Origin of the sequence: Pseudomonas sp. IT-P258, assembly GCF_949767825.1 — a bacterium.
Classification (GTDB): Bacteria; Pseudomonadota; Gammaproteobacteria; order Pseudomonadales; family Pseudomonadaceae; genus Aquipseudomonas; species Aquipseudomonas monachiensis.
In genome coordinates, this window is the sequence record NZ_CATKPU010000013.1 from 15,595 (window position 1) to 41,540 (window position 25,946).

At 62.0% G+C, this 25,946-nt stretch carries 19 protein-coding genes and 1 pseudogene; 11 read left to right on the plus strand and 9 right to left on the minus strand.

Going from position 1 to position 25,946, the window contains the following annotated elements:
• Positions 1–160: 160 nt before the first annotated feature.
• The 5 genes from ACM6G4_RS02545 to ribBA form a co-directional block, all read right to left on the minus strand.
• The gene (locus ACM6G4_RS02545) at positions 161–1,315 is read right to left on the minus strand and encodes an ABC transporter ATP-binding protein (RefSeq protein WP_414912969.1); all 1,155 of its coding nucleotides are present in this window, start codon (positions 1,313–1,315) and stop codon (positions 161–163) included.
• Positions 1,316–1,331: 16 nt separating this feature from the next.
• On the minus strand, positions 1,332–2,141 hold the full coding sequence (locus tag ACM6G4_RS02550) for an ABC transporter permease (RefSeq protein WP_007976227.1): 810 nt from the start codon (positions 2,139–2,141) through the stop codon (positions 1,332–1,334).
• A gap of 6 nt (positions 2,142–2,147) precedes the next feature.
• On the minus strand, positions 2,148–3,092 hold the full coding sequence (locus ACM6G4_RS02555) for an ABC transporter permease (RefSeq protein WP_056723593.1): 945 nt from the start codon (positions 3,090–3,092) through the stop codon (positions 2,148–2,150).
• Positions 3,089–4,114, minus strand: a complete 1,026-nt coding sequence (locus ACM6G4_RS02560) for an ABC transporter substrate-binding protein (protein ID WP_056723596.1) — start codon at positions 4,112–4,114, stop codon at positions 3,089–3,091. Before ACM6G4_RS02560 ends, ACM6G4_RS02555 begins: the two co-directional genes overlap by 4 nt.
• 228 nt (positions 4,115–4,342) lie before the next feature.
• On the minus strand, positions 4,343–5,452 hold the full coding sequence (gene ribBA / locus ACM6G4_RS02565; protein ID WP_223541504.1) for a bifunctional 3,4-dihydroxy-2-butanone-4-phosphate synthase/GTP cyclohydrolase II: 1,110 nt from the start codon (positions 5,450–5,452) through the stop codon (positions 4,343–4,345).
• Between the two features lie 70 nt (positions 5,453–5,522).
• On the opposite strand from ribBA, the gene ACM6G4_RS02570 reads away from it, so the two are divergent.
• The 6 genes and pseudogenes from ACM6G4_RS02570 to ACM6G4_RS02595 all read left to right on the plus strand — a co-directional run bounded on the left by ACM6G4_RS02570 (position 5,523) and on the right by ACM6G4_RS02595 (position 12,743).
• Positions 5,523–5,819 (plus strand): DUF1330 domain-containing protein, encoded by a 297-nt coding sequence (locus ACM6G4_RS02570; RefSeq protein ID WP_414912970.1) that lies wholly within the window; start codon positions 5,523–5,525, stop codon positions 5,817–5,819.
• Positions 5,820–6,383: 564 nt separating this feature from the next.
• A pseudogene (locus ACM6G4_RS02575) lies at positions 6,384–6,473 on the plus strand (IS110 family transposase); the annotation flags it as partial.
• A gap of 190 nt (positions 6,474–6,663) precedes the next feature.
• Positions 6,664–8,490, plus strand: a complete 1,827-nt coding sequence (locus ACM6G4_RS02580; protein WP_414912971.1) for a DUF1302 domain-containing protein — start codon at positions 6,664–6,666, stop codon at positions 8,488–8,490.
• 11 nt (positions 8,491–8,501) lie between these two features.
• Positions 8,502–9,839, plus strand: a complete 1,338-nt coding sequence (locus tag ACM6G4_RS02585; RefSeq protein WP_414912972.1) for a DUF1329 domain-containing protein — start codon at positions 8,502–8,504, stop codon at positions 9,837–9,839.
• 172 nt (positions 9,840–10,011) lie between these two features.
• Entirely contained in the window at positions 10,012–11,361 is a 1,350-nt protein-coding gene (locus ACM6G4_RS02590) for a DUF1254 domain-containing protein (RefSeq protein ID WP_414912973.1), read from the plus strand.
• A complete protein-coding gene (locus tag ACM6G4_RS02595; RefSeq protein ID WP_414912974.1) occupies positions 11,358–12,743 on the plus strand; it encodes a DUF1254 domain-containing protein in 1,386 nt (461 codons plus the stop codon). The genes ACM6G4_RS02590 and ACM6G4_RS02595 overlap by 4 nt, the downstream gene beginning before the upstream one ends.
• A 444-nt stretch (positions 12,744–13,187) precedes the next feature.
• On the opposite strand, the gene ACM6G4_RS02600 is transcribed toward ACM6G4_RS02595, so the two are convergent.
• Positions 13,188–15,161: an alkyl/aryl-sulfatase gene (locus ACM6G4_RS02600; protein WP_414912975.1), complete on the minus strand. Its 1,974-nt coding sequence runs from the start codon at positions 15,159–15,161 to the stop codon at positions 13,188–13,190.
• Positions 15,162–15,298: 137 nt separating this feature from the next.
• Here ACM6G4_RS02600 and ACM6G4_RS02605 point away from each other — a divergent pair, with 137 nt between their 5' ends.
• The 4 genes from ACM6G4_RS02605 (at position 15,299) to ACM6G4_RS02620 (ending at position 20,213) form a co-directional block, all read left to right on the plus strand.
• Entirely contained in the window at positions 15,299–15,967 is a 669-nt protein-coding gene (locus tag ACM6G4_RS02605; protein ID WP_056723609.1) for an ABC transporter ATP-binding protein, read from the plus strand.
• Between the two features lies 1 nt (position 15,968).
• Complete coding sequence (locus ACM6G4_RS02610; protein ID WP_414912976.1) at positions 15,969–18,440, plus strand: ABC transporter permease; 2,472 nt, start codon at positions 15,969–15,971, stop codon at positions 18,438–18,440.
• Entirely contained in the window at positions 18,430–19,503 is a 1,074-nt protein-coding gene (locus ACM6G4_RS02615) for a lipocalin-like domain-containing protein (RefSeq protein WP_414912977.1), read from the plus strand. The genes ACM6G4_RS02610 and ACM6G4_RS02615 overlap by 11 nt, the downstream gene beginning before the upstream one ends.
• A gap of 131 nt (positions 19,504–19,634) precedes the next feature.
• Positions 19,635–20,213, plus strand: a complete 579-nt coding sequence (locus ACM6G4_RS02620) for a hypothetical protein (RefSeq protein ID WP_056723614.1) — start codon at positions 19,635–19,637, stop codon at positions 20,211–20,213.
• Positions 20,214–20,562: 349 nt separating this feature from the next.
• On the opposite strand, the gene ACM6G4_RS02625 is transcribed toward ACM6G4_RS02620, so the two are convergent.
• The 3 genes from ACM6G4_RS02625 to ACM6G4_RS02635 all read right to left on the minus strand — a co-directional run bounded on the left by ACM6G4_RS02625 (position 20,563) and on the right by ACM6G4_RS02635 (position 24,551).
• Entirely contained in the window at positions 20,563–21,969 is a 1,407-nt protein-coding gene (locus ACM6G4_RS02625) for a VOC family protein (RefSeq protein WP_414912978.1), read from the minus strand.
• Between the two features lie 148 nt (positions 21,970–22,117).
• A complete protein-coding gene (locus ACM6G4_RS02630; RefSeq protein WP_414912979.1) occupies positions 22,118–23,074 on the minus strand; it encodes an alpha/beta fold hydrolase in 957 nt (318 codons plus the stop codon).
• A 22-nt stretch (positions 23,075–23,096) separates the two neighbouring features.
• On the minus strand, positions 23,097–24,551 hold the full coding sequence (locus tag ACM6G4_RS02635) for a flavin-containing monooxygenase (protein ID WP_414912980.1): 1,455 nt from the start codon (positions 24,549–24,551) through the stop codon (positions 23,097–23,099).
• Between the two features lie 198 nt (positions 24,552–24,749).
• Here ACM6G4_RS02635 and ACM6G4_RS02640 point away from each other — a divergent pair, with 198 nt between their 5' ends.
• Positions 24,750–25,823, plus strand: coding sequence for a diguanylate cyclase (locus ACM6G4_RS02640; protein ID WP_223541514.1), 1,074 nt, complete (start codon positions 24,750–24,752; stop codon positions 25,821–25,823).
• The last annotated feature ends 123 nt before the right edge of the window (positions 25,824–25,946 follow it).

Here is a 25,946-nt window from a genome sequence, read left to right on the forward strand (position 1 = left end):
GGTGTTAAAAATACTGAGCACTATTTAGCATTAAACCGGGATTTTAGGAATCCGTTGTCCAATTTATCTTACAGGCGACAGAAAAAAGGCCACCACAACCCGACGTTGTGGTGGCCCGAGGGTGACTCATTATAGTGGCCCGCGCGCGCAGGCCAATGGATCAGTGAGCGCCGGCAGCCTTGTTCAGGTCGCTTTCGGCCCATTCGGTGTAGACGCAGGCATCGGCGGTGGCCCAGCGCACCCGCACCGGGTCGCCTGCCTTGAGCGGCATTCCGGCGGCGGACAGCGCCTTGACCGTCATCGAGGTGCCGCCAGCAGTGACCACGCTGCAGGTCTGGCTTTCGCCGAGAAACAACACTTCCACGACCTTGGCCGAGACTTCGTTCCAGCCGGCGGCCAGGGGTTCGGCAAGGGCTTGTTCATTGCTCAGGGCCAGGGCTTTTTCCGGGCGCACCATCAGCAGCACGTCCTGATCGGTTTGCAGGCCGGCGGTCAGGCGAATCGACAGCGGCTGCCCTTCGAAGGTCGCCACCGCATTGCCCTGGGCCTTGAGCTTGAGGAAGTTCGAGTTGCCGAGGAACGAGGCGACAAAGGCGTTCGGTGGATTCTGGTACAGGTCGTAGCCGCTGCCCAAACCGACGATCTTGCCGTGGCTGAAAATCGCGATGCGCTGGGACAGGCGCATGGCTTCTTCCTGATCGTGGGTCACGTAGACGATGGTGATGCCCAGGCGTCGATGCAGCTGACGCAGTTCATCCTGCAAGTCTTCGCGCAGTTTCTTGTCCAGTGCGCCGAGGGGTTCGTCCATCAGCAGGATGCGTGGTTCGTAGACCAGCGCCCGGGCAATGGCGACCCGTTGCTGCTGGCCACCGGACAGTTGTGAAGGGCGGCGATGGGCAAATTGCTCAAGTTGCACCAGCTTGAGCATCGCATCGACCCGGCGCTCGCGCTCGGCGGTAGCCAGTTTGCGGATGGCCAGCGGGAAGGCGATGTTGTCGCGTACCGACAGGTGCGGGAACAGCGAATAGCGCTGGAACACCATGCCGATATCGCGTTTGTGCGGCGGCACGTTCACCAGCGACTGGCCATTGACCAGGATCTCGCCGCTGCTCGGGGTTTCGAAGCCGGCCAGCATCGACAGCGTGGTGCTTTTACCCGAGCCGCTGGAGCCGAGGAAGGTGAGGAATTCACCGTCCTTGATGTCCAGCGAGATGTTGTCCACGGCGGCAAAGTCGCCGTAGTGCTTGTTCAGGTTACGCAGGCTGACCAGGAGCTTGTCATTTTGCTGCGCGGAATCTTTGATCACTGCACTCATGTCGTACTCCTGGCGCTCAAGCGCTGATTTCGTTGCGCCGGCGCAGAGCGGCGGCGATCACCATGACCAATACCGAGAGGCCGATCAGCAGCGTCGAGGCGACGGCGATCACGGGCGTCAGGTCCTGGCGCAGGGTGGTCCACATTTTTACGGGAAGGGTTTGCAGGGTCGGGCTGGCCATCATCACGCTCAGCACCACTTCGTCCCACGAGACGAGGAAGGCGAAGAGGGCGCCGGCCACCATGCCCGGACGGATCGCCGGGAAGGTCACCTTGAACACCGCTTGCAGGCGCGAGGCGCCGCAGATCACCGCCGCGTCTTCAATCGACTGATCGAACAGCTTCAGTGAGTTGATGATCGAGATGATGGTGAACGGCAAGGCAACTATGACGTGGCTGACCACGAAGGCGAACATGGTCCCGGTGTAACCCAGTTTCAGGAACAGCGCGTACACCGCCACGGCGATGATCACCAGCGGTACGATCATCGGCAGGGTGAACAGGCCGTAGAGCATTTCCCGGCCGGGGAAGCGGCCACGCACCAGGGCGAACGCGGTGGGCAGGCCCAAAGCGACGGCGAAGAAGGTGGTCAGCACCGCGACCTTGAGGCTGGCCATGGCCGCGTTCATCCAGTCGGCGTTGGAGAAAAACTGGCCGTACCATTTCAGCGTCCAGCCCGGTGGCGGGAACACCAGCCATTGCGACGAACCGAACGACAGCAGCACGATGAACACGATCGGCAGCAGCAGGAACAGACCGATCAGCCCGGTGGTGGCGTACAGGCCGAAGCGCATGCGCCGGCTCATGGCATTGGGGGTCAGGAGCATGACGGCTTACCTCGCGTTGCTGGCGCCAACCGGGGATTCCGGCTGGAGCTTCAGGTAGAAGTAGAACAACACCAGCGTGATCACGATCAGCAACGCGGCGCCGGCGCTGGCCAGGCCCCAGTTGAGGAACGACTGCACCTGCTGAATGATGAACTCGGGCAGCATCATGTTTTGCGCACCGCCCAGCAGTGCCGGGGTCACGTAGTAACCCAGGGACATCACGAACACCATCAGGCCGCCGGAGAACAGCCCCGGCCGGCACAGCGGCAGGAACACCCGGAAGAAGTTGGTCCAGGGGCTGGCGCCGCAGATCGAACCGGCCTGCAGGATCATCGGGTCGATGGCCTGCATGGTCGCCTGCAACGGCAGCACGATGAACGGGATCATGATGTAGCTCATGCCGATCACCACGCCGGTGAGGTTGTGCACCATCTCCAGCGGTTGATCGATGATGCCCATGGCCATCAACGCCTTGTTGATCACCCCGGAGGCTTGCAGCAATACCAGCCAGGAGTAGGTGCGGGCGAGCAGGCTGGTCCACATCGACAGCAGCACGATGTTCAGGATCCAGCGACCCCAGCCACGGGGCACCAGGGTGATCGCCCAGGCCAGCGGGAAGCCCAGCAACAGGCTGAACAGGGTCACCAGGCCAGCCACCGAGAAGGTGTTGAGCAACACCCGGGCATAGGCCGAGTTGGCGAACAGTTGTTCGTAGTTACCCAGGCCCGGCACCGGTTCCAGCACGCCGCGCAGCAGCAGGCCAATCAACGGCGCCAGAAAAAACAGGCCGAGAAACAGCAGGGCGGGCACCAGGTTGCTTGCGCCACGCCAGCGCTGCGCCAGGGAAGGGGATTGCGTCATCACAGCTGCCTTGGCGGGGGCCGAACCGGCAGCGCCAGTGGCGCTCCCGGTGGCAGTGGATGGACGAGACGCGGTTGCCGTCATTTTCATTTGACCAGCCATTCGTTCCACCGTGTCGCGATGGCCGGACCGTTCTTGGCCCAGTACGCGAAATCAAGAGTGATCTGATCCTTTGCGTAAGCGGTCGGCAGGTTAGGGGCCAGCGTCGAGTCCAGGCGCTGCACGCTGTCGACGTTGACCGGGGCGTAGGCGGTCAGGTTGGAGAAGTCCGCCTGGCCCTTGGCACTGCTGGCGTTGGCCAGGAACTTCATCGCCGCGTCCTTGTTCTTCGAGCCTTTTGGAATGACCAGGATGTCGGCCATGACCAGGTTCTGCTTCCAGCTTACGCCGACCGGGGCGCCGTCTTCTTGCAGGGCATGAATCCGGCCGTTCCAGAACTGGCCCATGCTCGCTTCACCGGAGGCCAGCAGCTGCTGCGACTGTGCGCCGCCGCCCCACCAGACGATGTCTTTCTTGATGGTGTCGAGTTTTTTGAACGCGCGGTCCAGGTCCAGCGGGTAGAGCTTGTCCGCCGCTACACCGTCGGCCAGCAGCGCCAGTTCCAGCACGCCAGGGCTTGGCCATTTGTAGAGGGCGCGTTTGCCGGGGAAGGTCTTGGTGTCGAACAGCGCGGACCAGTCCTGAGGCTTGTTGGCGCCGAGCTTGCCTTCGTTGTAGCCGAGGACGAAGGAGAAGAAGAACGAGCCGACGCCATGGTCGCTGACAAAGCGCGGGTCGATCTTGTCGCGATCAATGACTTTGAAATCGAGGGGTTCGAGCAAGCCTTCGGCGGCGGCACGCAGGGCGAAGTCGGCTTCGACGTCGACCACGTCCCACTGCACATTGCCGCTCTCGACCATGGCCTTGAGCTTGCCGTAGTCGGTCGGACCATCCTGCACCACGGTGATGCCGCTGGCCTTGCTGAACGGGTCGGCCCAGGCCTGCTTCTGCGCATCCTGGGTGCTGCCGCCCCAACTGACGAAGTTGACGCTTTCAGCCGCCAGCAGTGCCTGGCTGGTGACGCTCAGCAGTCCCGCAAAAAGAACCGCGGTCGCACGTTTGTTCAACACCATTTTCACGCCCTCATTGTTGTGTTTATGAGCGGGGCTTGGAGTGCCCGCCTATCGGGAGCAGTAGGTCCGTCGAGTCAGTGCTGACTGTCCGGTCTATGGAATATCATATTATGGTATTCCAAGCTTTGTGCAAGCACTTTGCCGTACCGGCTATCAGCCGAAAGCGAATATTTTGTTGCTCAAGCGAGCATGACTGTGGCAAGCCCCTACATTGGAGGAAACTCGGAATCACTCGGTGAATGGAATGCTCTCCACCACCTCCAGGTCATACCCGGTCAAACCCGCATATTTCAGCGGCGGGCCGAGGTGGCGCAATTTGCCGACTCCCAGGTTCTGCAGGATCTGCGCACCGGTACCCACTTCCGAATAAATCCGTGACTGCGAACGGCTGAACTGCCGGGGCGGCTGGGTCAATTGCGGCACCCGTTCGAGCAACGCCTGGGAGGATTCGTGGTTGGCCAGCACCACCACCACGCCGTGGCCTTCGGCGGCGACACGCTGCAAGGCGGCCCACAAGGTCCAGTTGCTCGGCCCGCTGTATTCGGCACCGACCAGGTCGCGCAATGGATCGATCACATGCACCCGCACCAGTGTCGGTTGCTCGCGGCGCAGATCGCCCATGACCATGGCCATGTGGACACCGCCTTCGATGCGATCCTCAAAGGTGATCAGACGAAAGGTGCCATGCACGGTCGGCAGGTCACGTTCACCGATGCGCACGATGGTGTGTTCGGTGCTCAGGCGATAGTGGATCAGGTCGGCGATGGTGCCGATTTTGATTCCGTGCTTGCGCGCGAACACTTCCAGGTCCGGGCGGCGGGCCATGGTGCCGTCGTCATTCATCACTTCGACGATCACCGAGGCCGGCGTATGGCCGGCCAGGCGTGCCAGGTCGCAACCAGCTTCGGTATGGCCGGCGCGAGTCAGCACGCCACCCTCCCGAGCGCGCAACGGGAAGATATGGCCCGGTTGCACGATATCGGCGGGGCCGGCATGGGCGGCGACGGCAGCGGCCACGGTGCAGGCGCGATCTGCGGCGGAAATACCGGTGGTCACCCCGACGGCGGCCTCGATGGACACGGTGAAGGCGGTGCTGAACACGCTGCCGTTGCTCGGCACCATCTGCTCCAGGCCCAGGCGCTTGCAGTGCTCGTCGGTCAGGGTCAGGCAGATCAGGCCCCGGGCTTCACGGGCCATGAAGCTGATCGCCTCGGGTGTGCAGCAGTCGGCGGCCAGCAACAGGTCGCCTTCGTTTTCCCGGTCTTCATCGTCGACCAGCAGGACCATTTTGCCGAGGCGGTAATCTTCGATGATTTCTTCGATGCTGTTGAAGGCCATGCTGGAGTCTCGGTATTTGTTGGATTGGTAATGTGGTATACCATAATACAAAATAAACCGAGAGGTCACTATGAAGGCTTACTGGATTGCTCATGTGGATGTCACCGACCCTGATCAATACAGCCAATACACCCGGCGGGCGCCCCAGGCGTTTGCCCTGTATGGGGGGCGGATCCTGGCGCGGGGTGGGCGTAGCGAGGCGATGGAAGGCCGGCCTACGCCGCAACGCAGTGTGGTGATCGAGTTTGATTCCTATGAGCAGGCGGTGGCTTGCTATCGGTCGGCGTTGTATCAGGAGGCCAGGGGGTATCGTGAGGGGGTCGCTATGGCTGAGGTGATTATTGTCGAGGGCGTGGTGCCGGTCTAAAAAGTGACTGAGTACATATCCGTTTCTGCGGTAAAGGCGACTTATGGTTTCGCCCTTACGGCGAGTCACTTTTTACAAGCGCCTAAAAAAAGTAACCAAAAAAACGCTCGCCCCGAACGTACGGCCCCTCGCTAAGGCTCGGGGTTCCTTCGCTGCGGCATTCATCCGGGGGCATTGCCCTCCGGTCGGCTTCGCTTCGACCTACATGCAATGTGTTCGACTGCGTCGAACGGCGCTGCGCGCCCATCCCCGGATGAACACCTGCGCTCAGCCTGATGAGTGGTGAGAAGCGACGCGGTGGTGTGGGCTGCTCTGCCTTTGCTCTTCTGTGGGAACGAGCTTGGTCCGGGCGGCGTACCGACGATGGCGGCCTTATGGCCGACCAATCTCTTTCGGCTAAACGCATTCCCCCTGTAGGAGCTGCCGCAGGCTGCGATCTTTTGATCTTGATTTTCCGCACCCTTCGACATTGTCAAAAATCAAAAGATCGCAGCCTCGTTGCACTCGACAGCTCCTACAGGGAAACACGCACACATCAGAACCAGGCCGGCCGGTAGGCCGCCTCGGGCGCTGGTGATGCTGGCTCGCAAGCTTGCTCGGGTGGTATTCGCCTTGCTGAAAGGGCAAAGCGAATATCAGCCAAAAGCCAGTTGAGGGCTTTCCCTCAACCATAGAATCTCCCACAGGGGACCGCATCCGCAGAGATGGAAATGCACACCTTCAGAAATTAACCGAGGCCCCCCGCACTCCCCCGATGATTATTTTTTGTCGGCCATCGCTTGCGTGTCCCGCCCGATAGTTGGGCACCGTGTCCAGGCTGAGCAAACCTGACCGGAGCCCAATAATGATAAAAAAACGCTCGGCCATAGCCGGAGTCCGTCCGCGGCTTCACCGGCTTGGCCACACTCGCCCGCAACCCCTTGCGCTGGCGATTCTTGCCGTACTGACGGGGCCAACCTACGCCACCACATTCGACATCAACGAAGACTGGAGCCTGTCGACCAGGACCAGCCTGAGCCTGGGCAGCAGCTGGTCGACGCAAAACCCCGACAAAAGCCTGATGACCCGTGCCAACGCCTTGCAGGCCCAGGGCGTGAATGCCAATGGCACCAGCGTCAGCGCCGACGACAACCGGCTGAACTTCGAGAAGGGCGACACCATCTCGCAACTCTTCAAGGGCCTCACCGATGTCAGTCTCGACGGCCAGGGCCAGGGCGCGTTCATTCGCTTCAAATACTGGTACGACCATGCCTATGAAACCGGCAATGGCCGCTTCAAGGATTTCGACGATTCGGGCTGGGACGACCTGTCAAAATTCAAGGGTTTCGAGGTCCTCGATGCCTACGTCTGGAAAGACTTCCAGGTGGCCGGGCATCCGCTGAACGTGAAGGTCGGTAACCAGGTGCTGTCCTGGGGCGAAGCGCTGCTGATCCAGAACGGCATCAACGTGATCAACCCGCTGGACATCTCGGCGTTCAACCGTCCCGGCGTGGAAATCAAGGAAGGCCAGTTGCCGGTGGAGATGGTCTCCTTCAGTTTCGGCCTGACCGACAGCACCAACCTCGAAGGTTTCTACCAGTACAACTGGCGCCCCAGCGTACTCGATGGTTGCGGCACCTTCTTCGCCAGCAGCGATGTGATCCAGCCGGGTTGCGGGCCACTGTACCTGAGTCAGGTACAGACCGATCAACAGATGCAGGCCGCCGGTTTGTACGCCACGTCCCGGGGTAACGAATCGCCCTCCGACAACGGCCAGTTCGGCTTCGCCCTGCGCCAGATGATCCCGGCGCTCAACGATGCGGAAGCGGCGATCTACTACATCAACTATCACTCGCGGTTGCCGTATTTCACCATTGACGCCAGGAACACCGCCTTGCCCGGCACCTTCCCCGGTGGCATCCAGGGGCCGAGCTATGCGGCGGCCTTCCCGGAAAACATTCACCTTTACGGCATCAGCCTCAATGGCGTCGAGCCTGTCACCGGGATTTCCCTGGCCAGTGAGTTGAGCTACCGGCCCAACATGCCGATCGCGATCAACGCGCCTGACGTCAACGTCGCCGTGATTTCAGGGCCGGGGGGCAGTTCCTGGTTGCAGTTGCCGCCAGGCTTCAGCACCACCAATGGCAGCCAGTTCGATGCGTGGGAACGCAAGGGTGTCTGGCAACTGACCGGTTCGGCCACCCAGGCCATCGACAACGTGCTGGGTGCCACGCGCCTGAGTCTGTTCGGTGAAGCCGGGGTCGTGCACATCGACGATCTGGGGGACGAGCGCCTGGGCCGTAACGCCGCGTTCGGCCGCAGCGCCCCGCGCAACGGCACGGCGTGCAACACGGTAGCTTCAGGCGTGACTAACCAATACTGCACCGACAAGGGCTTTGCCACCGATTGGTCGTGGGGTTATCGCCTGCGCGCCAGCCTCGAATACAGCGATGTGTTGCCGGGCATCAACCTGATTCCCGCCGTCAACTGGCGGCATGACGTCTCGGGCTATTCCTACGATCCGCAAGGGCCGTTCCAGCAAGGCCAGCAAGCGCTGGGTGTGAGCCTGACCGGCGTCTACATGAACGATTACAGCGTGGAACTGGCCTACAACACGTTCTTCGGTTCCAACGACTACAGCACCCTCGACGATCGCGATTTCGCATCCGTCAGCTTCAAGGCAGACTTCTAAGGAGAACCGTTATGCGTATGCAATTGTGCGTGCTGGCCCTGGCCTGCACCGTCGGCCTGGCCCAGGCCAAAGGCACCGATTCGGCGGCACTGGGCAAGACCCTGACCCCCATGGGCTCGGAAGTGGCTGCCAATGCCGACGGCAGCATTCCGGCCTGGACCGGCGGCCTGGGGAGCAACGCCGGCACCGTCGACAGCAAGGGCGGCTACAGCGATCCGTATGCCGCCGAGAAACCGTTGTTCACGGTCACGGCAAAGAACCTGGCGCAGTACGAGAAGTTTCTCAGCCCCGGGCAAATCGCGTTGTTCAAGCGTTTTCCCGACACCTACAAGATGAACATCTACCCGAGCCATCGCAGCGCCAATCTGCCCAAGGAGGTACTGGCGGCCAGTCGTGAGAACGTCGCCAAGACCAGCATGGCCGACGGCGGCAACGGTTTGCATGACTATGCCAGGGGCATTCCGTTTCCGTTGCCCACCGAAGGCCTGGAGGTGATGTGGAACCACATGACCCGTTATCGCGGCGGCAGCTACGAGCGCATCAGCAGCGCCGCGCTGGTGCGTGAAAACGGCGCCACCAGCTACGTGCGCAACCAGTCGCTGATCAACTTCGCCGACACCGTGGGCGGGCTGGAACCCAACTCGAACATTCTGTTCATGTTCAAGAGCCGGGTGCTGGAACCGGCGCGCTTGTCAGGCGAGGCGGTGCTGGTGCATGAGCCGATCGACCAGGTCGCCGAGCCACGTTCGGCCTGGCAATACCTGCCGGGGCAACGTCGCGTGCGTCGTGCGCCGATGATCGCCTACGACAACAGCGCCCGTTACAGCAACGGCCTGATCACCGCCGACAACATCGACGGCTACAACGGCGCGCCGGACCGTTTCGACTGGAAACTGGTGGGCAAGCAAGAGCTGTTCATCCCTTACAACAGCTACAAGATCGGCAGCCGCGACCTCAAGTACGACGCCGTGATCAAGCCCAACCACGTCAACCAGGACCTGGCTCGCTACGAGAAACATCGGGTGTGGGTCGTCGAGGCAACCCTCAAGCCCGGTGCCCGGCACATCTACGCCAAACGTCGCTTCTATGTGGACGAAGACAGTTGGCAGATCGCCCAGTCGGACCAGTACGACAGCCGCGGTGAACTGTGGCGCAGCGGTGAACTGCACGCGATCCAGCAGTACGACCACGGCTTCACCTATAACGTGCTGGAAACCTCCTATGACCTGATCTCCGGACGCTACTACGCCGGCGGCCTGGCCAACGAAGAGACCGAGCCGATGCGCGTGGGCTTCGCCGCCAAGACTGACGACTACACCCCGTCGGACCTGCGGCGCTGGGCCAAGTAACCATTCGCCAAACCACCACAAATCCAATGTGGGAGCGGGCTTGCTCGCGAAGAGGGAGTGTCAGGCGACTGCAATGTTGCATGACACACCGCTTTCGTCGGAACGCCGCCCGGAGCAAGCCCGCTCCCACAGGGATCTGTGTGTGCTGATGTTTTGCTACAGGAGATCTGCCATGCGCTATTGGATATCCGCTCTGGCCCTGGGCGCGAGCCTGGGCACTGTTCACGCCGCAACCCTCGACCGACAGCAAGCGAAAGCCCTGGCCCAGGAAGCCTACGTGTTCGCCTACGCCACCGTCGAACACGACAAGGTACTCAGCGCCATCGCCGCTAAACTGCCGTTCAACCATCTCTACAGCGAGCCGCGCCTGCTCGGCCCGCAAGACAACAAAGTGGTGTCGCCCAACAACGACACCTTCTATTCCCGCGCCTTGCTCGATCTGCGCAGCGAACCGATGGTGCTGGACGTGCCGGCCGTGCAAGGTCGCTACTACAGCTTCCAACTGGTGGACATGCGCACCGACAACCTCGACTACATCGGCACCCGCGCCACGGGGGAGCAGGCGGGGCGCTACCTGATGGTCGGGCCGGACTGGAAGGGGCCAGTGCCATCGGGTTTCAGTGCGGTGATTCGCTCGCCGAGCCGGCTGGTCTTCCTGTTGGGACGGACCGAGGTCAAGGGCGAAGCGGATCAGAAAGACGCCGCACAAGTGCTGAAGGGCTACGCCTTGCAACCGCTGTCCAAAGTCAGCGGCAACGCGGCCCCTGAACCCTTGGCACCGCTGCAACTGCCGGCGTATGCGGACACCAAGCAAGGGCCGGCGCAGGCGCTGTTCAGCACCTTCAACGCGCTGGCTCCCTTGCACCAATGGACCGCCAGCGAACAACAGAAACTGGCCCGTTTCGCCGCCATCGGCGTGAAGCCGGGGACCGCATTCCAGGCCCCGGAAGACTTGAGCGAAGCCGTCGCCCAAGGCGCCGAGGCCGGTCGCGAACTGGTCCGCGCAGCCTCCAGCCAACTGTCGGTAGAACGGCAGGGCTGGTTACCGTCGCCGTCCAACGTCGGCAAATACGGCGGCGATGACCTGACCCGTGCCGCAGTCGCCTGGCGCTACATCTACGCCAACGATGCGGTGGAAGCGCAGTACCCGATGGCGTTGCACGATGCCCAGGGCCAGGCGCTCACCGGCCAGCACGCCTATCGCCTGCATTTTCCCGCCGGGCAATTGCCGCCGGTGAATGCGTTCTGGTCGCTGACCCTGTATGACGGCAAAACCCAGTTGCTGGTGGCCAACCCGATCCAGCGTTACGCCCTGGGCGACCGCAGCCCTGGTCTACAATACGATGCCGATGGCGGCTTGACCCTGATCCTGCAAGCCGATGCGCCCAAGGCTGCGCCGCAGGGCAACTGGCTGCCGACGCCGCAAGGTCCGTTCAACCTGCTGTTGCGCCTGTACCTGCCCAGGGGCGGGGCACTGGACGGGAGTTATCAGTTGCCGACGATAACGAGGATCGAATCATGAACCTGATTTGCAGTCGCCGCCGGGTGCTGGGCGGCATGGGGGTATTGGGCGGCAGCCTGATGTTTCCACGCTGGTTGCTGGCCGCCGATTCCGATGACCCTCGGCAGATTGCCAAAGAGGCGTGGATTTACGCCTACCCCATGCTCATGCATTACCAGACCATGGAAAAACAGGCGCTCAACCCGGCCGCGCCGGAGTATGTCGGTGGCTTCAACCGCTTTCGTCATTACGGCGAGTTGTTTACCCCGAACAACCGCGACATCGTCACGCCGAACAACGACACACCGTACTCCTGGGCCTGGCTCGACCTGCGCAGCGAACCCCTGGTGTTGAGCGTGCCGGCGGTCGATGACGAGCGCTATTACGTGCTTCAACTGGTCGACCAGTACACCCACAACTTTGCCTATGTCGGTGTGCTCAGCACCGGTCGCGAAGCGGGGAATTACCTGATCGCCGGACCCGGCTGGCAAGGCCCGACACCGGATGGCGTCAAGGCCGTGCTGCGCAGTGAAACCGAAATCGTCATGGTGCTTGGAAGAACGGGTCTGAAAAACGCCGGGGACCTGCCGGCGGTGCGGGCCTTGCAGCAGCAATACGGTCTGGTTTCGTTGCATGAATACATCGGCAGTGCGCCGCCCGTGGCTGCGCCAGCCATTGACTGGCAACCCTGGGACAGCAAGACCGGGCTGGGGCTGGAGTTTATCCCGGCGCTGAACCAGATCCTCAGCCTGTGCCCCACGCAACCGTCCGAACAAGCCTTGCGCGCACGCTTTGCCCGGATCGGCATCGTGCCCGGCCAGGCTTTCGACCCGGCGACGTTGCCGCAGGCCACGCGCCAGGCACTGCTCGCCGGGATTCAGGACGCCCGGGCGCAACTGCAAACCGCCGTGAGCCAGGTACGCAGCACCCTCGGCCTGTTCGGCACGCGCGAAGCGCTGAACGGCAATTACCTCAACCGCGCAGTCGCGGCGAATGTCGGCATCTACGGCAACAGCGTGGAAGAGGCCTTCTACACCGGCACTCGCGTGGATAACCAGGGGCAACCCTTGCAGGGTGGGCGAAGCTATCGCCTGCGTTTCGCACCGGGGCAATTGCCGCCGGCCAGCGAGTTCTGGTCGCTGACCTTGTATGACTTGCCTGACCGGCAACTGGTGGCCAACCCGATCAATCGCTACTGCCTGAGCAGCCGGGATCATTTGAAAGAGGATTCGGACGGTGGGTTGACGTTGGTCCTGCAGAACGCCGCTCCGCCTGAGCAGAGCAACTGGTTGCCGACGCCAGCGAGCGGGGCATTCAGCCTGGTCCTGCGCCTGTATGGACCCGGGCAGCAGGTGGTCAATCAACGCTGGCAAATGCCAGCGATTGAAGTGGTTACTGCCTAAGCCGCCTCGCTTTTGCTTTTGCTTTTGCGTTTGCTTTTGACCTTCTTGCCCCCTCGAGAGGCCGAGCGCAGGTTCTGCGCAGTGGGCAACCCGGCATGGATGCCGGGTTAGCCGCCCCCGGCCATGGATGGCCGATGGCGGCGGGCCCACGGAGCAGGACCGGAGCGAGGGAATGCCGAGCCTAGGCGAGGCACCGAACGTAAGGGGCAAGAGCCCTTGGTTACTTGGGGTCGGGCGGCGTTCCGTTTTTCCAAGTAACTCGCTGTAAGAGCGAAACCGCCAGAGGCCGTTACCGCAGCAATGGATATGTACACCCACAAAACAATCATCGCCTGACACATAGCCATCGCGAGCAAGCTCGCTCCCACAGTGGATCTGTGTCGTTCACAAATGCTGTGAGCTGCATGGATTCCAGTGGGAGCGAGCCTGCTCGCGAAGGCGATATCAAGGCGTCACGATATTGAACTGCGGCGCAAACGTATCGAGACTGCTCATCAACTCCCCAAGCTTCTTGCCATTGCCCTGCAACTTGATCAGGCCTTTGTGCATCGCCGTCGGGATATCCAGTTGCTTGAGGCTGATCTGTTCCAGGGTGGCCTTGCTCATGGTCACGCTGGCATCCGCCTGAGCGTTGAGCCCGGCACGGTGGGTCAGCACGCCATTGCGCAGGGTCAGGTTGAAGTCCTGGTTCAGGTCATCGAAGGTCCAGTTCAGGGTCAGGTCATGGCCTACGGCCTTTTCGCTGTCCAGGCGCACTGCCAGGAAGTCGAAGAACATCTGCGGGCTCATCGCCCGCACCATATCCACCGAAACCGAAGTGCCGGCATTGGCTGGCACGCCGTTGCGCAGTTCCATGGCACCGGTCAGGTACATGTTGCGCCAGGTAGCGTTTTCACTTTGATAGCCCATTTGCTCCAGCGCCTGGGCCTGGGCTTTGCGGGCGTCGCCGTTGTCCGGATTGGTGAACAGCAACTGATTGCCCAGTTGCGCGGCCCAGCGGTATTCGCCCTTGGCCATTGCTGCCTGCATTTTCCCCAGCACCGCCGCTTCGCCGCCCATGGCCTCGACCGAACGCTTGGCCGTTTCTACCGGCGGCAGTGGATTGAGGTTGGCCGGGTTACCGTCATAGAAACCCATGTAGCGCTGATACACCGCCCGGGTGTTGAAACTCAGTGAGCCGTAGTAGCTACGGGTGTACCACTTCTGGTCGAGGCTGCCGGGCAACTTCTTGATCGAGTCGGCGATTTCCAGCGGCGTCAGGCCCTGGTTCAGCAGGTGCAGGGTGCGGTCATTGAGGAAGGCGTACATGTCGCGCTGGTCGGCGAGGAAGGTGCGGATGCGCTCGCCACCCCAGGTCGGCCAGTTGTGCTGGGCGAACAACACGTCGCTCTTGTCGCCGTAACGCGCCAGGCTGCCGTCCAGGTACTCGGCCCAGGCCTTGGCGTCGCGTACTTGGGCGCCGCGTGGGGTGAGGATGTTGTGCATCATTTGCGTAGCGTTCTCCGCCATGCACAAGGCGCGCAACTGCGGCAGGTACAGGTTCATTTCCGCCGGCGCCTCGGTGCCCGGGGTCAACTGGAATTCCACGTCGAGGCCGGCGATGGTGCGGGTTTCCAGTTCCTTGTCGATCAGGTCGGTGGGCGGGATCAAGGTGACGGTGCCGCCGCTCGGCGTGCTCTTGCCCAGGCCGGCGTCGACCTGGCCTTTTTCGCCACGGGGCAGCAGGCTGCCAAACTGGAACTGCGCGCGGCGGCTCATGGCGTTGCCGGCGTAGACGTTCTCGCTCATCACGTGTTCCATGAACCCGGCGGGGGCGAACACCTTGACCTTGCCGGCCTTGACGTCGGCTTCGTCGATGACTCCGCGCACGCCACCGAAGTGGTCGACGTGGGTGTGGCTGTAGATCACCGCCACTACCGGTTTGTGCGGACGGTTCTGGTAGTACAGGTCCAGCGCCGCCTTGGCGGTTTCGGCCATGGTCAGCGGGTCGATGATGATCAGCCCGTCGTCGCCTTCGATGATGGTCATGTTGGCCAGGTCGAGGCCGCGCACCTGATACAGCCGGGGGCTGACTTCGAACAATCCGGCATGGGCACTGAGTTGGGCCAGGCGCCAGAGACTCGGGTTGACCGACTCCGGGGCCTTATCCTTGGCGAGGAAGTCATAGGCCTGGATATCCCAGATGACCTTGCCCGAGGCGTCCTTGACCTGGCCCTTGAACGGCGCGATCAGACCCTTGGTGACCGACTCGTAGTCGGTGCGGTCGGTGAAGGGCAGTTGCTGCAGCACCGCGGCGTTACTGGCGGTGGTTTGCGGGCTGGCCGCGACCGGTCCATCGGCGGCGACCACCGATTGCGCAAGGCAGGCAGTGATCAGGCAAGCGAACAACCCACGAGGGCTCAAGGTGAAACGAGGCATGGCGTCTCCGTTTTTTATCGTTATGGTTAGACCAGCGTCGAGGGTAGGGCGGGGTTCAGCCGGGGCGATCATCAGCAACGGACAAAAAACATTCAGGGCCGCTATCCTTGGGCCATGCATATCCAGCAGGTTGACCCATGCTTGAAGTCCATGGCGTTTTCAAAAGCTACGCCACACCGCAGGGGCCACTGCCGGTGCTGCAAGGCGTCGACCTGACGCTCAAGCCCGGCAGCAGCCTGGCGCTGATGGGCGAGTCGGGCAGTGGCAAAAGCACTTTGCTGCACCTGATCGCCGGGCTGGACAAGGTCGATCGCGGCAGCATCCGCAGTGGCGAGCATCGCCTGGAACAGATGAATGAAGGGCAACTGGCGAACTGGCGGCGTACGGAAATCGGCCTGGTGTTCCAGCAATTCAATCTGATCGGCAGCCTGCGGGTCGAAGACAACCTGGCGATTCAGGCACGCCTGGCGGGGCGTCATGACCCACGCTGGCAGGCGCACCTGGTGCAACGCCTGGGCTTGGGCGATTTGCTGCGGCGCTATCCGGAGCAACTGTCCGGCGGCCAGCAGCAACGGGTCGCGCTGGGCCGGGCGCTGGCGGCGCGCCCGCCACTGCTGCTGGCCGACGAGCCCACCGGCAGCCTCGATGAAACCACTGGTGCCGAGGTATTGCAGTTGCTGCTGGAATTACTCGAGGACAGTCCCACCAGCCTGTTGATGGTCACCCACAGTCCCGGCGTGGCGGCGCGGCTGGCCAAAAAAGCCCTGCTGTGCGGCGGTCGCCTGGCCGGTGCGGGTGAGCGCTGACATGCGCATCTTTGGCGAAACCCTGCGCGCGCTGCTCAGCCACTGGCGGCAGCATCCGGTGCAGTTTTTCAGTGTACTGACCGGGTTATGGCTGGCTACCGGTCTGTTGACCGGCGTCCAGGCACTCAACAGCCAGGCCCGTGACAGCTATGCCCGCGCCAGTCAGTTGATCGGCGGCGAGCCCCAGGCCAGCCTCGGTGCACCCGGCGGCGGCACGTTCCCCCAGCAATGGTTTATCGATCTGCGCCGCGCCGGGTGGCCGGTGTCACCGGTGCTGCAAGGTCGGGTCATGCTCAAGGGGCACGAAGAGCAGCGTTTGCAGTTGATGGGCATCGAGCCGGTGTCGCTGCCGGCGGGTGCGGCGGTGGCCGGACAGGCCCTGGCGATTGAACAGGTGGTCGGCTTTTTCAGTCCGCCGGGCAGTACCTGGATCTCGTCGCAGACCTTGCAGGCACTGGGATTGCGTGAGGGAGACCGGCCACTGAACCTGGCGGGCGTGGCACTGCCGCCGCTGCAGGTGCAGGCCGACATGGCGCCCGGTGTGCTGCTGGTGGACATCGGTTTTGCCCAGCAGATTCTGGGATTGCCAGATCAACTGTCGCGGCTGCTGTTACCAAAGGATTTCACCGCGTCGCTGCCGGAGCCGTTCAAGGGCCAGTTGCAACTCAAGCGCGCCGACGAAGAAAACAACCTGGCGCGCCTGACCGAAAGTTTCCACCTCAACCTCGATGCCCTGGGGGTACTGTCGTTCGTGGTCGGCCTGTTTATCGTGCACGCCGCCATCGGGCTGGCGCTGGAGCAACGGCGAAGCCTGCTGCGGACCCTGCGTGCCTGCGGTGTGAGTGCGCGGATGCTGATCGCTTGTCTCGCCGTCGAATTGGCTGGATTGGCCCTGATCGGCGGCGTGGCCGGGGTGGTCAGCGGCTACCTGCTGGCCGGCGTGCTGTTGCCCGATGTCGCCGCCAGCCTGCGTGGCTTGTACGGCGCCGAAGTGGCGGGGCAGTTGAGCCTCAGCCTGTCGTGGTGGTTCAGTGGTATCGGCTTGAGTCTGATCGGCGCGTTGCTGGCCGGGGCCAACAGTCTGTTGCGGGCGGCGCGTCTGCCCTTGTTGGCGCTGGCCGACCCGCAGGCCTGGCATGAGGCCCACGCACGCTGGTTGCGCCGCCAGGGTTGGGTGGCGGCTTTGGCCGGGGTGATTGCGCTGCTGGCGTTGATTTTCGGCGACAGCCTGATCAGTGGCTTGGTGTTGATGGCGGCGCTGTTGATTGGTGCCGCGCTGGCCTTGCCGGTGATGCTCAGTTGGCTGCTCAGTCTCGTTTCGCAGCGCAGTCGCTCGGTACTCGGCCAGTGGTTTGTCGCCGATTGCCGCCAGCAACTGCCGGCGTTGAGCCTGGCCTTGATGGCGCTGCTGTTGGCCATGGCGGCGAACATCGGTGCCGGTAGCATGACCGCAGGCTTTCGCCAGACCTTCAGTGACTGGCTCGAACAACGGCTGACGGCTGAGCTTTACCTCAATCCCCAGAACCCGGCCCAGGCCCGGGAGCTGCACAGCTGGCTCAATCAGCAGCCGCAACTGGCGGCGGTGCTGCCCAACTGGCAGGTTTCGATCCAGTTGCAGGGCTGGCCGACGGACCTGTCGGGGATCATTGACCATCCGACCTATCGCCAGCACTGGCCGTTGCTCGAGACCTTGGGCGACAACCCTTGGGAGCGGCTGGCCAAGGACGATGCGGTGATGCTCAGCGAACAACTGGCCCGGCGCCTGCACGTGCAACTGGGCGATCACTTGACGCTGCCGACGCCCACCGGCCTGTGGTCGCCACGGATCGTCGGGATCTACGCCGACTACGGCAATCCCAAGGGCCACATACTGGTGAACATCAGCCACCTGCTGCGCGGCTGGCCGCAATTGACACCGAACCGCTTCAACCTGCGCATCGAACCGCCGTCGATCCCGGCGTTCGTCACGGCATTGCAGGCGCGTTTTACCCTGGAGGACAGCCGCATCGTCGATCAGGCGCGGCTCAAGGGCTGGTCCACGCAAGTCTTCGAGCGCACCTTCGCCGCCACCGCCGCCCTCAACAGCCTGACGCTGTGCGTGGCCGGGGTGGCGCTGTTCATCAGCCTGTTGGCGCAAAGCCAGAGCCGTCTCGGGCAACTGGCGCCATTGTGGGCGCTGGGCGTGACCCGGCGGCATTTGATGTTGCTCAACCTCGGGCAAACCTGGTTGCTGGCGCTGCTGACCCTGGTGCTGGCGTTGCCGCTGGGCATCGCCCTGGCGTGGTGCCTGGACACGGTGATCAACGTGCAGGCCTTTGGCTGGCGCCTGCCGTTGCGGGTGTTTCCATTGCAACTGTTGCAATTGATGGGGCTGGCGCTGGTGGCGACGCTACTGGCCTCGGCCTGGCCGTTGTACCGTTTGTACCGCACGCAACCGGCGGACCTGCTGCGTACGTTTGCCCATGAAGATTAAGGCTTGCGTGTTACTCCTGGCGCTGCTGGCGAGCAGTTGCGATCAGCCGGCACCGGTTGAAAAGGGCTTTGCCGGGCTGGGTACCCAGGCCGCTGCGTTCATCCCGGTGGTGCCCGGTCGGATGTTCAGCTTCCCGGCGGATCACGGCCCCCACGACGGCTTTCGCATCGAGTGGTGGTACGTCACGGCCAACCTGAAAGACGATCAGGGCAATGAGTTCGGCGCGCAATGGACCTTGTTCCGCAGCGCCCTGAAAGCCAGTCCCGAGGTGGCGGGTTGGCAGAACCAGACGATCTGGCTCGGCCACGCCGCAGTGACCTCGGCGACGGCACATCACGCGGCCGAACGTTATGCCCGTGGCGGCATCGGTCAGGCCGGTGTCAGCGTTGCGCCGTTCAATGCATGGATCGACGACTGGCAATTGCGCAGCCAGGCGACTGCCGACGACCCGTTGGCTGACGTGCTACTCAGTGCCCGCGACCGGCGTTTCAGCTACCGGCTGCGGCTGACCCCGACAGGGCCGCTGGTGCTTCAGGGGGACCGTGGCTTCAGCCAGAAATCAGAACAGGGTCAGGCCTCTTACTACTACAGCCAGCCGTTCTTCCGGGCCAGCGGCACCCTGGACATCGACGGCAAGACCTTCCAGGTCAGTGGCCCGGCCTGGCTCGACCGGGAATGGAGCAGCCAGCCCCTGACGGGCAACCAGACCGGTTGGGACTGGTTTTCCCTGCACCTGGACAGCGGCGAGCAGGTGATGCTGTATCGCATGCGGCAAAAGGACGGCGAGCCTTACCTCACCGGCACCTGGATCGACGCCCGGGGCCAGGTACAGTTGCTGCATGCCGGCGACATCATCCTCACGCCGCAAGACACCGCCCGGGTTGCCGGGCGCACGATGCCCATTCGCTGGTCGATCAACATCCCCGCCAGACACCTCGATATCGCCATTACCGCGCTCAATCCCCAGGCCTGGATGGACTTGCGCATTCCGTACTGGGAAGGCCCGGTGCGCCTCGGCGGCAGTCATGCAGGGAGTGGCTATCTGGAAATGACCGGGTATTAGTACCCTGTGCCACGAAATTCAGCGGTCTGCCGCGACCACTTGCCGAACAGCGTCTATGCTCAGCGCACACATGGCGTTGAGCCCGTTTTCAACGCCGTCTGTTGCCATCTATCACAGGGAAAGTTCTGCCTATGAAACGCCATGCACTGACCAAAGCCATCACCCTCGCTACCATGTTGTCTGCCGCCAGTTTTGGCGCGGTTGCCGCCGATATCCCATTGTCCGAAGTCGTTGTGGCTGATCAGGTCTCCACCAAAGTCGTTTCGGTTGATGCCGCGAACCATTCCGTGGTTCTGAAGGGCCCGCAGGGCAACGAGTTCCCGGTGCAATTGACCGACAAGGCGAAAAACCTCGATAACCTCAAGGCCGGCGATACGGTCGACATCACGGTCACCAGCGCCGTTGCAGCGTACCTCGACACCGATATCGACAAAGGCCTGCCCGGCACCGCCGAAGCCATCGGCGAAATCCGCGCAGCACCCGGCAGCGCCAATCCGGGCGGCGAAGCTTACCGCCAGGTGAAAGTGCAGCTGAAAATCACCCACATTGACCTGAAGAAAAACCAGGTGACCTTCGAAAACCCGGAAGGCAAGTCCAAGACCGTCGACGTCAAACGACCTGAAGTCCAGGCCAAACTCAAGGACTTGAAAGTCGGGCAAAGCGTCAACGTGGTTTATACCGACGTATTGACGGTGACCAGCCAACACTAATATTGAGTAATGGTTCTATACAGGCTGATTATTTTTGTGCAAGTTTTGTATAGGAATAATCAGCCCGTAATGGCCGAACAGGTGAGTTTGTACTGTCGTGTTGCATAGTATTTAAATCGACATCTTGTTAAACATTGTGTCGATAAATTTCATCTTTGTGGCACGGACATATCAGTCCGTTTCTACTAAAATGCTTTCCGTTCGCCCAGTGTCAGGGCTCTTTACCAGTGCATGGATTGCCGAGGCCATTGCACTGGGCGAACACTTTATTTGTTGTATTGAAGGTTTTGGATATAAAAAAACGGGCGGCCTGCAGGTCGCCCTTTTTTATTGAGTTGTAACAAGCCCTTCAGCCTTGTTTTTTATTGACTTGAACAACATCGGCCAACGCGGCGAAACACTGTTCGATCGAACGCCGCTGGCTCTCGGCATACAGTTCCAGTTCATCGATCGTTGAACGCCCCAGGGCCTGTTCGAACGCCTGCTGGTTGGCATGGGCGCCGTAACGGGTTTGTGCCGCATCCCCCAGGTTTGACTGAAAAATCCCCGCCGCGCTGACCGGCAGGAAGTCTTCGTACACCAGCGGTTCAACCCGCAGGTATCCATCGCTGAGCAGGTCTTCCAGGGGCGTGCTTTTCAGGTCGCCCGCCGTCATGCCTTTTTCCGTCACGAAGTAGCGGAAGTAAGCCAGGCCCTGTTGGCGCATGCCTTCCCAGGTGTCAGGGAACTCGCTGAAATGCTGTGCCATCAGGGCGTTGTAGCGTGCGGCGTTGGCTTCGTTGGGGAAGTCCTCGAGTTCATCCCGTGCGGCATTGAGCAAGCGGTCGTAGAGTGCGCGACCTTTGGGCGTGAGGGCGGCACCGCGCTGTTCGATCTCACCGAACCGGGCACTGTGGCTGCCGCGAGCCTCGCTTTGATCGGTGAAGGCAATCGGCTCGTCCAGGGCCTTGAAGCTGGTCTGGCGCAGCAGGATCGGGCACTGGCGGCGAGGCGGGCCTTCGATCACCGCTTTGGGGGTGATGCCATGGGCCGGCATCTGCGCCTGGACGATGTCGATGTCCAGGGTCCGCGGTGTCAGGTGGTTGATGTGCGGGCCCTTGAACGCCACCACGTCGGCGATCAGACGATGCTGGGCGCTGAGCTGTCGATACTGTTCGGCGGTGACGGTGGCGCTGTGGTGCCAGCGAAAGGTTTCCAGTGCCTGTTCGACGAACGCCTGGGCTTCCTGCTCGGTCAGGCCACCCCGGGATTCGGCGCGTTCGACGAGCGTGAGGGCCGTGGGGGTGAAGATCGAGCGCTGGTCGAGCATCGACTGGGCGAACGCTCGCAGCTCCTGGTCTTCGATCAATTCCAGGCGCAACAGCGAGGTGAACACCCGGAACGGGCTGACTTGCAGCGATGCTTCATGCACCGCGCGAAACGCCGTTGAATGCACCGGCACGCCGGCCGGTGTCAGGTCGTAGTAACCCACCGGTTGCATGCCCATCACCGCGAACAGGCGGGCGAGGGTCGCCAGTTCGTCGGCGGTGCCGACGCGGATCGCCCCATGACGCTCCAGGTCCAGGCGCTCGATTTCGCCGGTGCTGGTGAGCTGCCGCAGGATTTGCCCATCGCTGTCCAGCACGTGACGGTTGGTCTGTTCCACCAGTTCCATCAAAGCGCCGTACAACGGCACCTCCTCGCGGTACATGTCGGACATCGCTTTGGAGAAGCGTTGGCGGATCAGGTCAGGGCTGATGAAGTTCGGGTGGTTCATGAACAGGATTCCTGGCGCGGTGACGTAAAGGATGGACAAAAGATCGCAGCCTTGCGCGACGCCGACAAACGAAGTTTCTGACGAACTTCATTCTGTAAAGGACTGTCAGGGGGCGTTCTCAATTAGTTTCCCCACCTGAGAACGCCCCCTAGTGCAGTCGTTGATCCTGTGGGCTCTCCGAACGCAGCGATGCCAAAAACTCGCGATACAGGCGCGCCGAGCCGTAGGGCGCTTCCACCATGGGCATGTGCCCGATGGCGTCCCAGATATGCACGCGCAGGTCGGCGATGCCCTTGCTCCAGACCGCCACGCTGCTGACATCGATCAGCCGGTCCTTGCGTCCCCACAGCAACAGCGCCGGGGCGGTGATGTCGGGCAGGCGCGGTTCCATCGGCGGGCTGGCGCGGAATTCGCGGAAGATTTCTTCCAGCTCCTCGCGGGACTGTTCATAGCGCTGGGCGACGGCATCGAGCACCAGCTTCGGTACCCAGGGCGGCGAAGCCATGGTCATGGCGTAGAAACGCTGGAATTCTTCCCGCGAATGAATCAGAAACGGGTTGTGGCCCTTGGCCAAATGCCGTTCAAGGTCACTGGGCTCGGGCGAAGTGACCCCGGCCGGGTCGATCAGGGCCACCGACACAATGCGCTCCGGATACGTGGCCGCGAGCCAGGCCGCCATGTAGCCGCCCATGGAGTTGCCGATGACATGGACCTTCTCCACCCCGCACACGTCCAGCAGCTGGATCATGCGCTTGGCTTGCAGCGGGATGTCGTAGCCGCCGCCCGCCTTGAAGCCGGTTTCACCATGGCCGGCGATGTCCGGGATGATCACCCGATGGCTGCCGACAAAGTGCCGGGCGAAACGCAGCCAGAGGTTCTTGTCGGCGCTGAAGCCATGGAGCATCAGCACACTGCTGGTGGCCTCGTACGGCCCGCCTTGCCAGGTCGAGACGGTCATTTCGGGGATGGGCACGACGATCTTGTGCAGCCGGTACAACTTGGCCTCGGCCGCCATGCTCAAGTCATAGAGCCAGTAGCCGATGGCCGGGTAGGTCAGCCAGCTCCAGGCGACGAACACTACGAGAACGACGAACAACAAAAGCATCACGCGTCTCCCTTCTATCTGCTCAGGACAATATGTGATCGGCGGGTTTCAGCGCTCGGGTCAAGCGATGAAAGCTGAAGCTGAATCCCGGAAACATGGCAATCACATGACCGCTCTTGCTTTGATACCAACTGTGGCACCCACCGGATTTCCACACGGTGCGTTCCATTTCCCGGTGGATCATTTCAGTGTAGGTACGTTCCGCCTCATGGCGAACTTCGATGCTGCGTAAACCTTGAGTCTTCACGGTGCGAATGCAATCGAGGATGTAATTCATCTGGGATTCGATGATGAACAGCGCCGAAGTGTGGCCGATGCCGGTGTTCGGTCCCGTGACGATGAACAGGTTGGGAAAGTCGGGCAGGGCGGTGCCGAGGTAGGCCCGGGGGTACTGAGCCCAGACCTCCTTGAGACGGGTGCCGTCCTTGCCCGTTACCGGGTAGGAAATCACCCCGTCGGTGGCATCGTAGCCGGTGGACCAGACGATCAGGTCCAGGTCGATGTGCTGGCCGTCCAGGGTCACGATGCCGGTTTCGTCGATGGACGCGATGCCTTGCTCGCGCCCGTGTAGCGTCACGTTACTGCGCGCCAGGGTCGGGTACAGCGTGCTGGACAGGATTACCCGTTTGCAGCCGATGGTGTAGTCCGGAGTCAGCTTGCGCCGCAGTTCGGCGTCCGGCACCTGGCGTTTGAGAAAGCGCAGGGCCTGGCGCTGGACCATGTGCACCGCCGGTTTCGAATACTTGAAGGCAATCACCCGGGTTTCGAATTGCCAGTAGATCCCCCAGCGCAGCAGCTTGTAGGCCGGCTTGAACCCCAACAGCCAGCGCTGGAAACGGCCAAAGCGGCGGTCAGCCCGGGGCAGCACCCAGTGAGGCGTGCGCTGGAATACATGCAAGTGCCCGACGTCCGGAGCGATGGCCGGAATGACCTGGGCCGCACTGGCGCCGCTGCCGACGATGGCCACGCGTTTTTGCCGGTAGTCGTAGTGGTGATCCCAGTTGTTAGTGTGGAACGTCTTGCCCTGGAAGCGTTCCTGTCCGTCGAAGCGCGGGACCACCGGTTGACTCAGCGGCCCGGTCGCGTTGATCAGGAACTGCGCGCAAAACGTGCCTTTGTCGGCGGTGTATACCATCCAGCGTCTGTTGGTGTCGTCCCATTCGACGCGCTCGACATTGGCGCCCAGTTCCACCTTGTCGCGCAGGCCGAAGTGTTCCACCACGTGGCGGGTATAGCGGTGCAGTTCGGCCTGTTCGGCGAACATTTGTGTCCAGTGATACGGAGCAAAAGACAGGGAGTACAGTGGCGAGGGCACGTCGACTGCCGCGCCGGGGTAGGTGTTCTGGCACCAGGTGCCGCCGAAGAAATCCCGCCGCTCCAGCAGGCGAAAATCGTCGATGCCGGCCTTGAGCAAATTGATTGCTGCACATTGGCCGCCAAACCCGCTGCCGATGATCAATACTTGAAAGGTCTGCATGGGCCTCCTCTTATGGTCATCGATCAACCCCTTCTTTCATGTATAGCCGTTTCCGGGGTGAGGCTTTTGCTTTTATGTGAGCGTGATGTCGCGATATTCAGCCTGTCAGCCGGTGATGGCTATTTAATCTCGCCCTGATAGACTCCAGCGCACAGGCACAGGCTGTAATCGCATTCCGTCGAGTGGCACAGAGGCCCTATGGCAAAAGCGGGAGGAAAAGGATCTTCATTGGCCAGGAGGCTCTATACATCGCGGACCCTGGGGTTGGCCCTGGGGCTGGTGTGCGTGAGCGCGGCAATGTATCCACTCGATCCGGCGCCCTGGGTCTGGGGTTTCATGTGGTTCAATGGCCTGGTCTGGCCGCATCTGGCTTACCAATGGGCGCGCCGGGCCAGGACGCCCTATCATGCCGAACACCGCAATCTGCTGATCGATGCCTTTCTCGGCGGCTTCTGGATTGCCGCGATGCAATTCAATCCACTGCCCAGCGCGACCACCATTTCCATGATGGCCATGAACAACGTGGCCATCGGCGGCTTGCGCTTCCTGCTGGCCGGGACAGCCGCGCAAATCCTCGGCGTGCTCGTTGGCCTGCGGATTTTCGCCCCGGCGTTCATTCCTGCCACCAGCGCAGTGCAGCTCTATGCCTGTTTGCCGTTGCTGTGCCTGTATCCACTGGCGCTGGGCTGGATCTGCTTCCGCCAGGCCCATACCCTCGGCTGTCAGAAGCGTGAACTGCTGGCACTGAGCCGCACCGATAGCCTGACAGGCCTGCTGAACCATGGCACCTGGAAGGACCAGCTGGAGATCGAGTTCCAGCGTTGCAAACGCCAGCAAAAAGGTGGGGCGATCGCCCTGATCGACATCGACCATTTCAAGGCGATCAACGACACCTACGGCCATGTTGCCGGCGACATCGTCTTGCGTCAGTTGAGCAAAATGCTCAAGCAGAACCTGCGGGCGACTGATGTGGCAGGGCGCTACGGCGGTGACGAGTTCTGCGTGATCCTTCCGGACCTGCCCCTGAACCGCGCCATCGCCGTCATGGATGCCCTGCGTGATCGCTTCGCCACCTTGGGCTACGAGCAGAATCCGGCGCTGAAAGTCAGCCTGAGCATCGGCCTGGCGTCATTCAACCCGGCCCACGCCGACGCGACGCTTTGGCTCAATGACGCCGATCATGCGTTGTATGAAGCCAAGACCACCGGGCGCAATCGAGTGATCTGCTGCGGTAACGGCAAACCCCATCGCGAACTGCTCGACTCGGTGTGACTGTCTAGCGCAAGACATTTGTGCCCGCGATGACGGGGTGTCAGTCGGCAGGGATGCTGGATGTGATGGCCTATTCGCGAGCAAGCCCGCTCCCACAGTTGATTTCTGTTGAACACAAATCTT

Coding starts and splice junctions, on each gene's coding strand:
- ACM6G4_RS02545 (WP_414912969.1), bottom strand. CDS start 1,315: ATGAGTGCAGTGATCAAAGATTCCGCGCAGCAAAATGACAAGCTCCTG.
- ACM6G4_RS02550 (WP_007976227.1), bottom strand. CDS start 2,141: ATGCTCCTGACCCCCAATGCCATGAGCCGGCGCATGCGCTTCGGCCTG.
- ACM6G4_RS02555 (WP_056723593.1), bottom strand. CDS start 3,092: ATGAAAATGACGGCAACCGCGTCTCGTCCATCCACTGCCACCGGGAGC.
- ACM6G4_RS02560 (WP_056723596.1), bottom strand. CDS start 4,114: ATGGTGTTGAACAAACGTGCGACCGCGGTTCTTTTTGCGGGACTGCTG.
- ribBA (WP_223541504.1), bottom strand. CDS start 5,452: ATGGCCTTCAACAGCATCGAAGAAATCATCGAAGATTACCGCCTCGGC.
- ACM6G4_RS02570 (WP_414912970.1), top strand. CDS start 5,523: ATGAAGGCTTACTGGATTGCTCATGTGGATGTCACCGACCCTGATCAA.
- ACM6G4_RS02580 (WP_414912971.1), top strand. CDS start 6,664: ATGATAAAAAAACGCTCGGCCATAGCCGGAGTCCGTCCGCGGCTTCAC.
- ACM6G4_RS02585 (WP_414912972.1), top strand. CDS start 8,502: ATGCGTATGCAATTGTGCGTGCTGGCCCTGGCCTGCACCGTCGGCCTG.
- ACM6G4_RS02590 (WP_414912973.1), top strand. CDS start 10,012: ATGCGCTATTGGATATCCGCTCTGGCCCTGGGCGCGAGCCTGGGCACT.
- ACM6G4_RS02595 (WP_414912974.1), top strand. CDS start 11,358: ATGAACCTGATTTGCAGTCGCCGCCGGGTGCTGGGCGGCATGGGGGTA.
- ACM6G4_RS02600 (WP_414912975.1), bottom strand. CDS start 15,161: ATGCCTCGTTTCACCTTGAGCCCTCGTGGGTTGTTCGCTTGCCTGATC.
- ACM6G4_RS02605 (WP_056723609.1), top strand. CDS start 15,299: ATGCTTGAAGTCCATGGCGTTTTCAAAAGCTACGCCACACCGCAGGGG.
- ACM6G4_RS02610 (WP_414912976.1), top strand. CDS start 15,969: ATGCGCATCTTTGGCGAAACCCTGCGCGCGCTGCTCAGCCACTGGCGG.
- ACM6G4_RS02615 (WP_414912977.1), top strand. CDS start 18,430: ATGAAGATTAAGGCTTGCGTGTTACTCCTGGCGCTGCTGGCGAGCAGT.
- ACM6G4_RS02620 (WP_056723614.1), top strand. CDS start 19,635: ATGAAACGCCATGCACTGACCAAAGCCATCACCCTCGCTACCATGTTG.
- ACM6G4_RS02625 (WP_414912978.1), bottom strand. CDS start 21,969: ATGAACCACCCGAACTTCATCAGCCCTGACCTGATCCGCCAACGCTTC.
- ACM6G4_RS02630 (WP_414912979.1), bottom strand. CDS start 23,074: ATGCTTTTGTTGTTCGTCGTTCTCGTAGTGTTCGTCGCCTGGAGCTGG.
- ACM6G4_RS02635 (WP_414912980.1), bottom strand. CDS start 24,551: ATGCAGACCTTTCAAGTATTGATCATCGGCAGCGGGTTTGGCGGCCAA.
- ACM6G4_RS02640 (WP_223541514.1), top strand. CDS start 24,750: ATGGCAAAAGCGGGAGGAAAAGGATCTTCATTGGCCAGGAGGCTCTAT.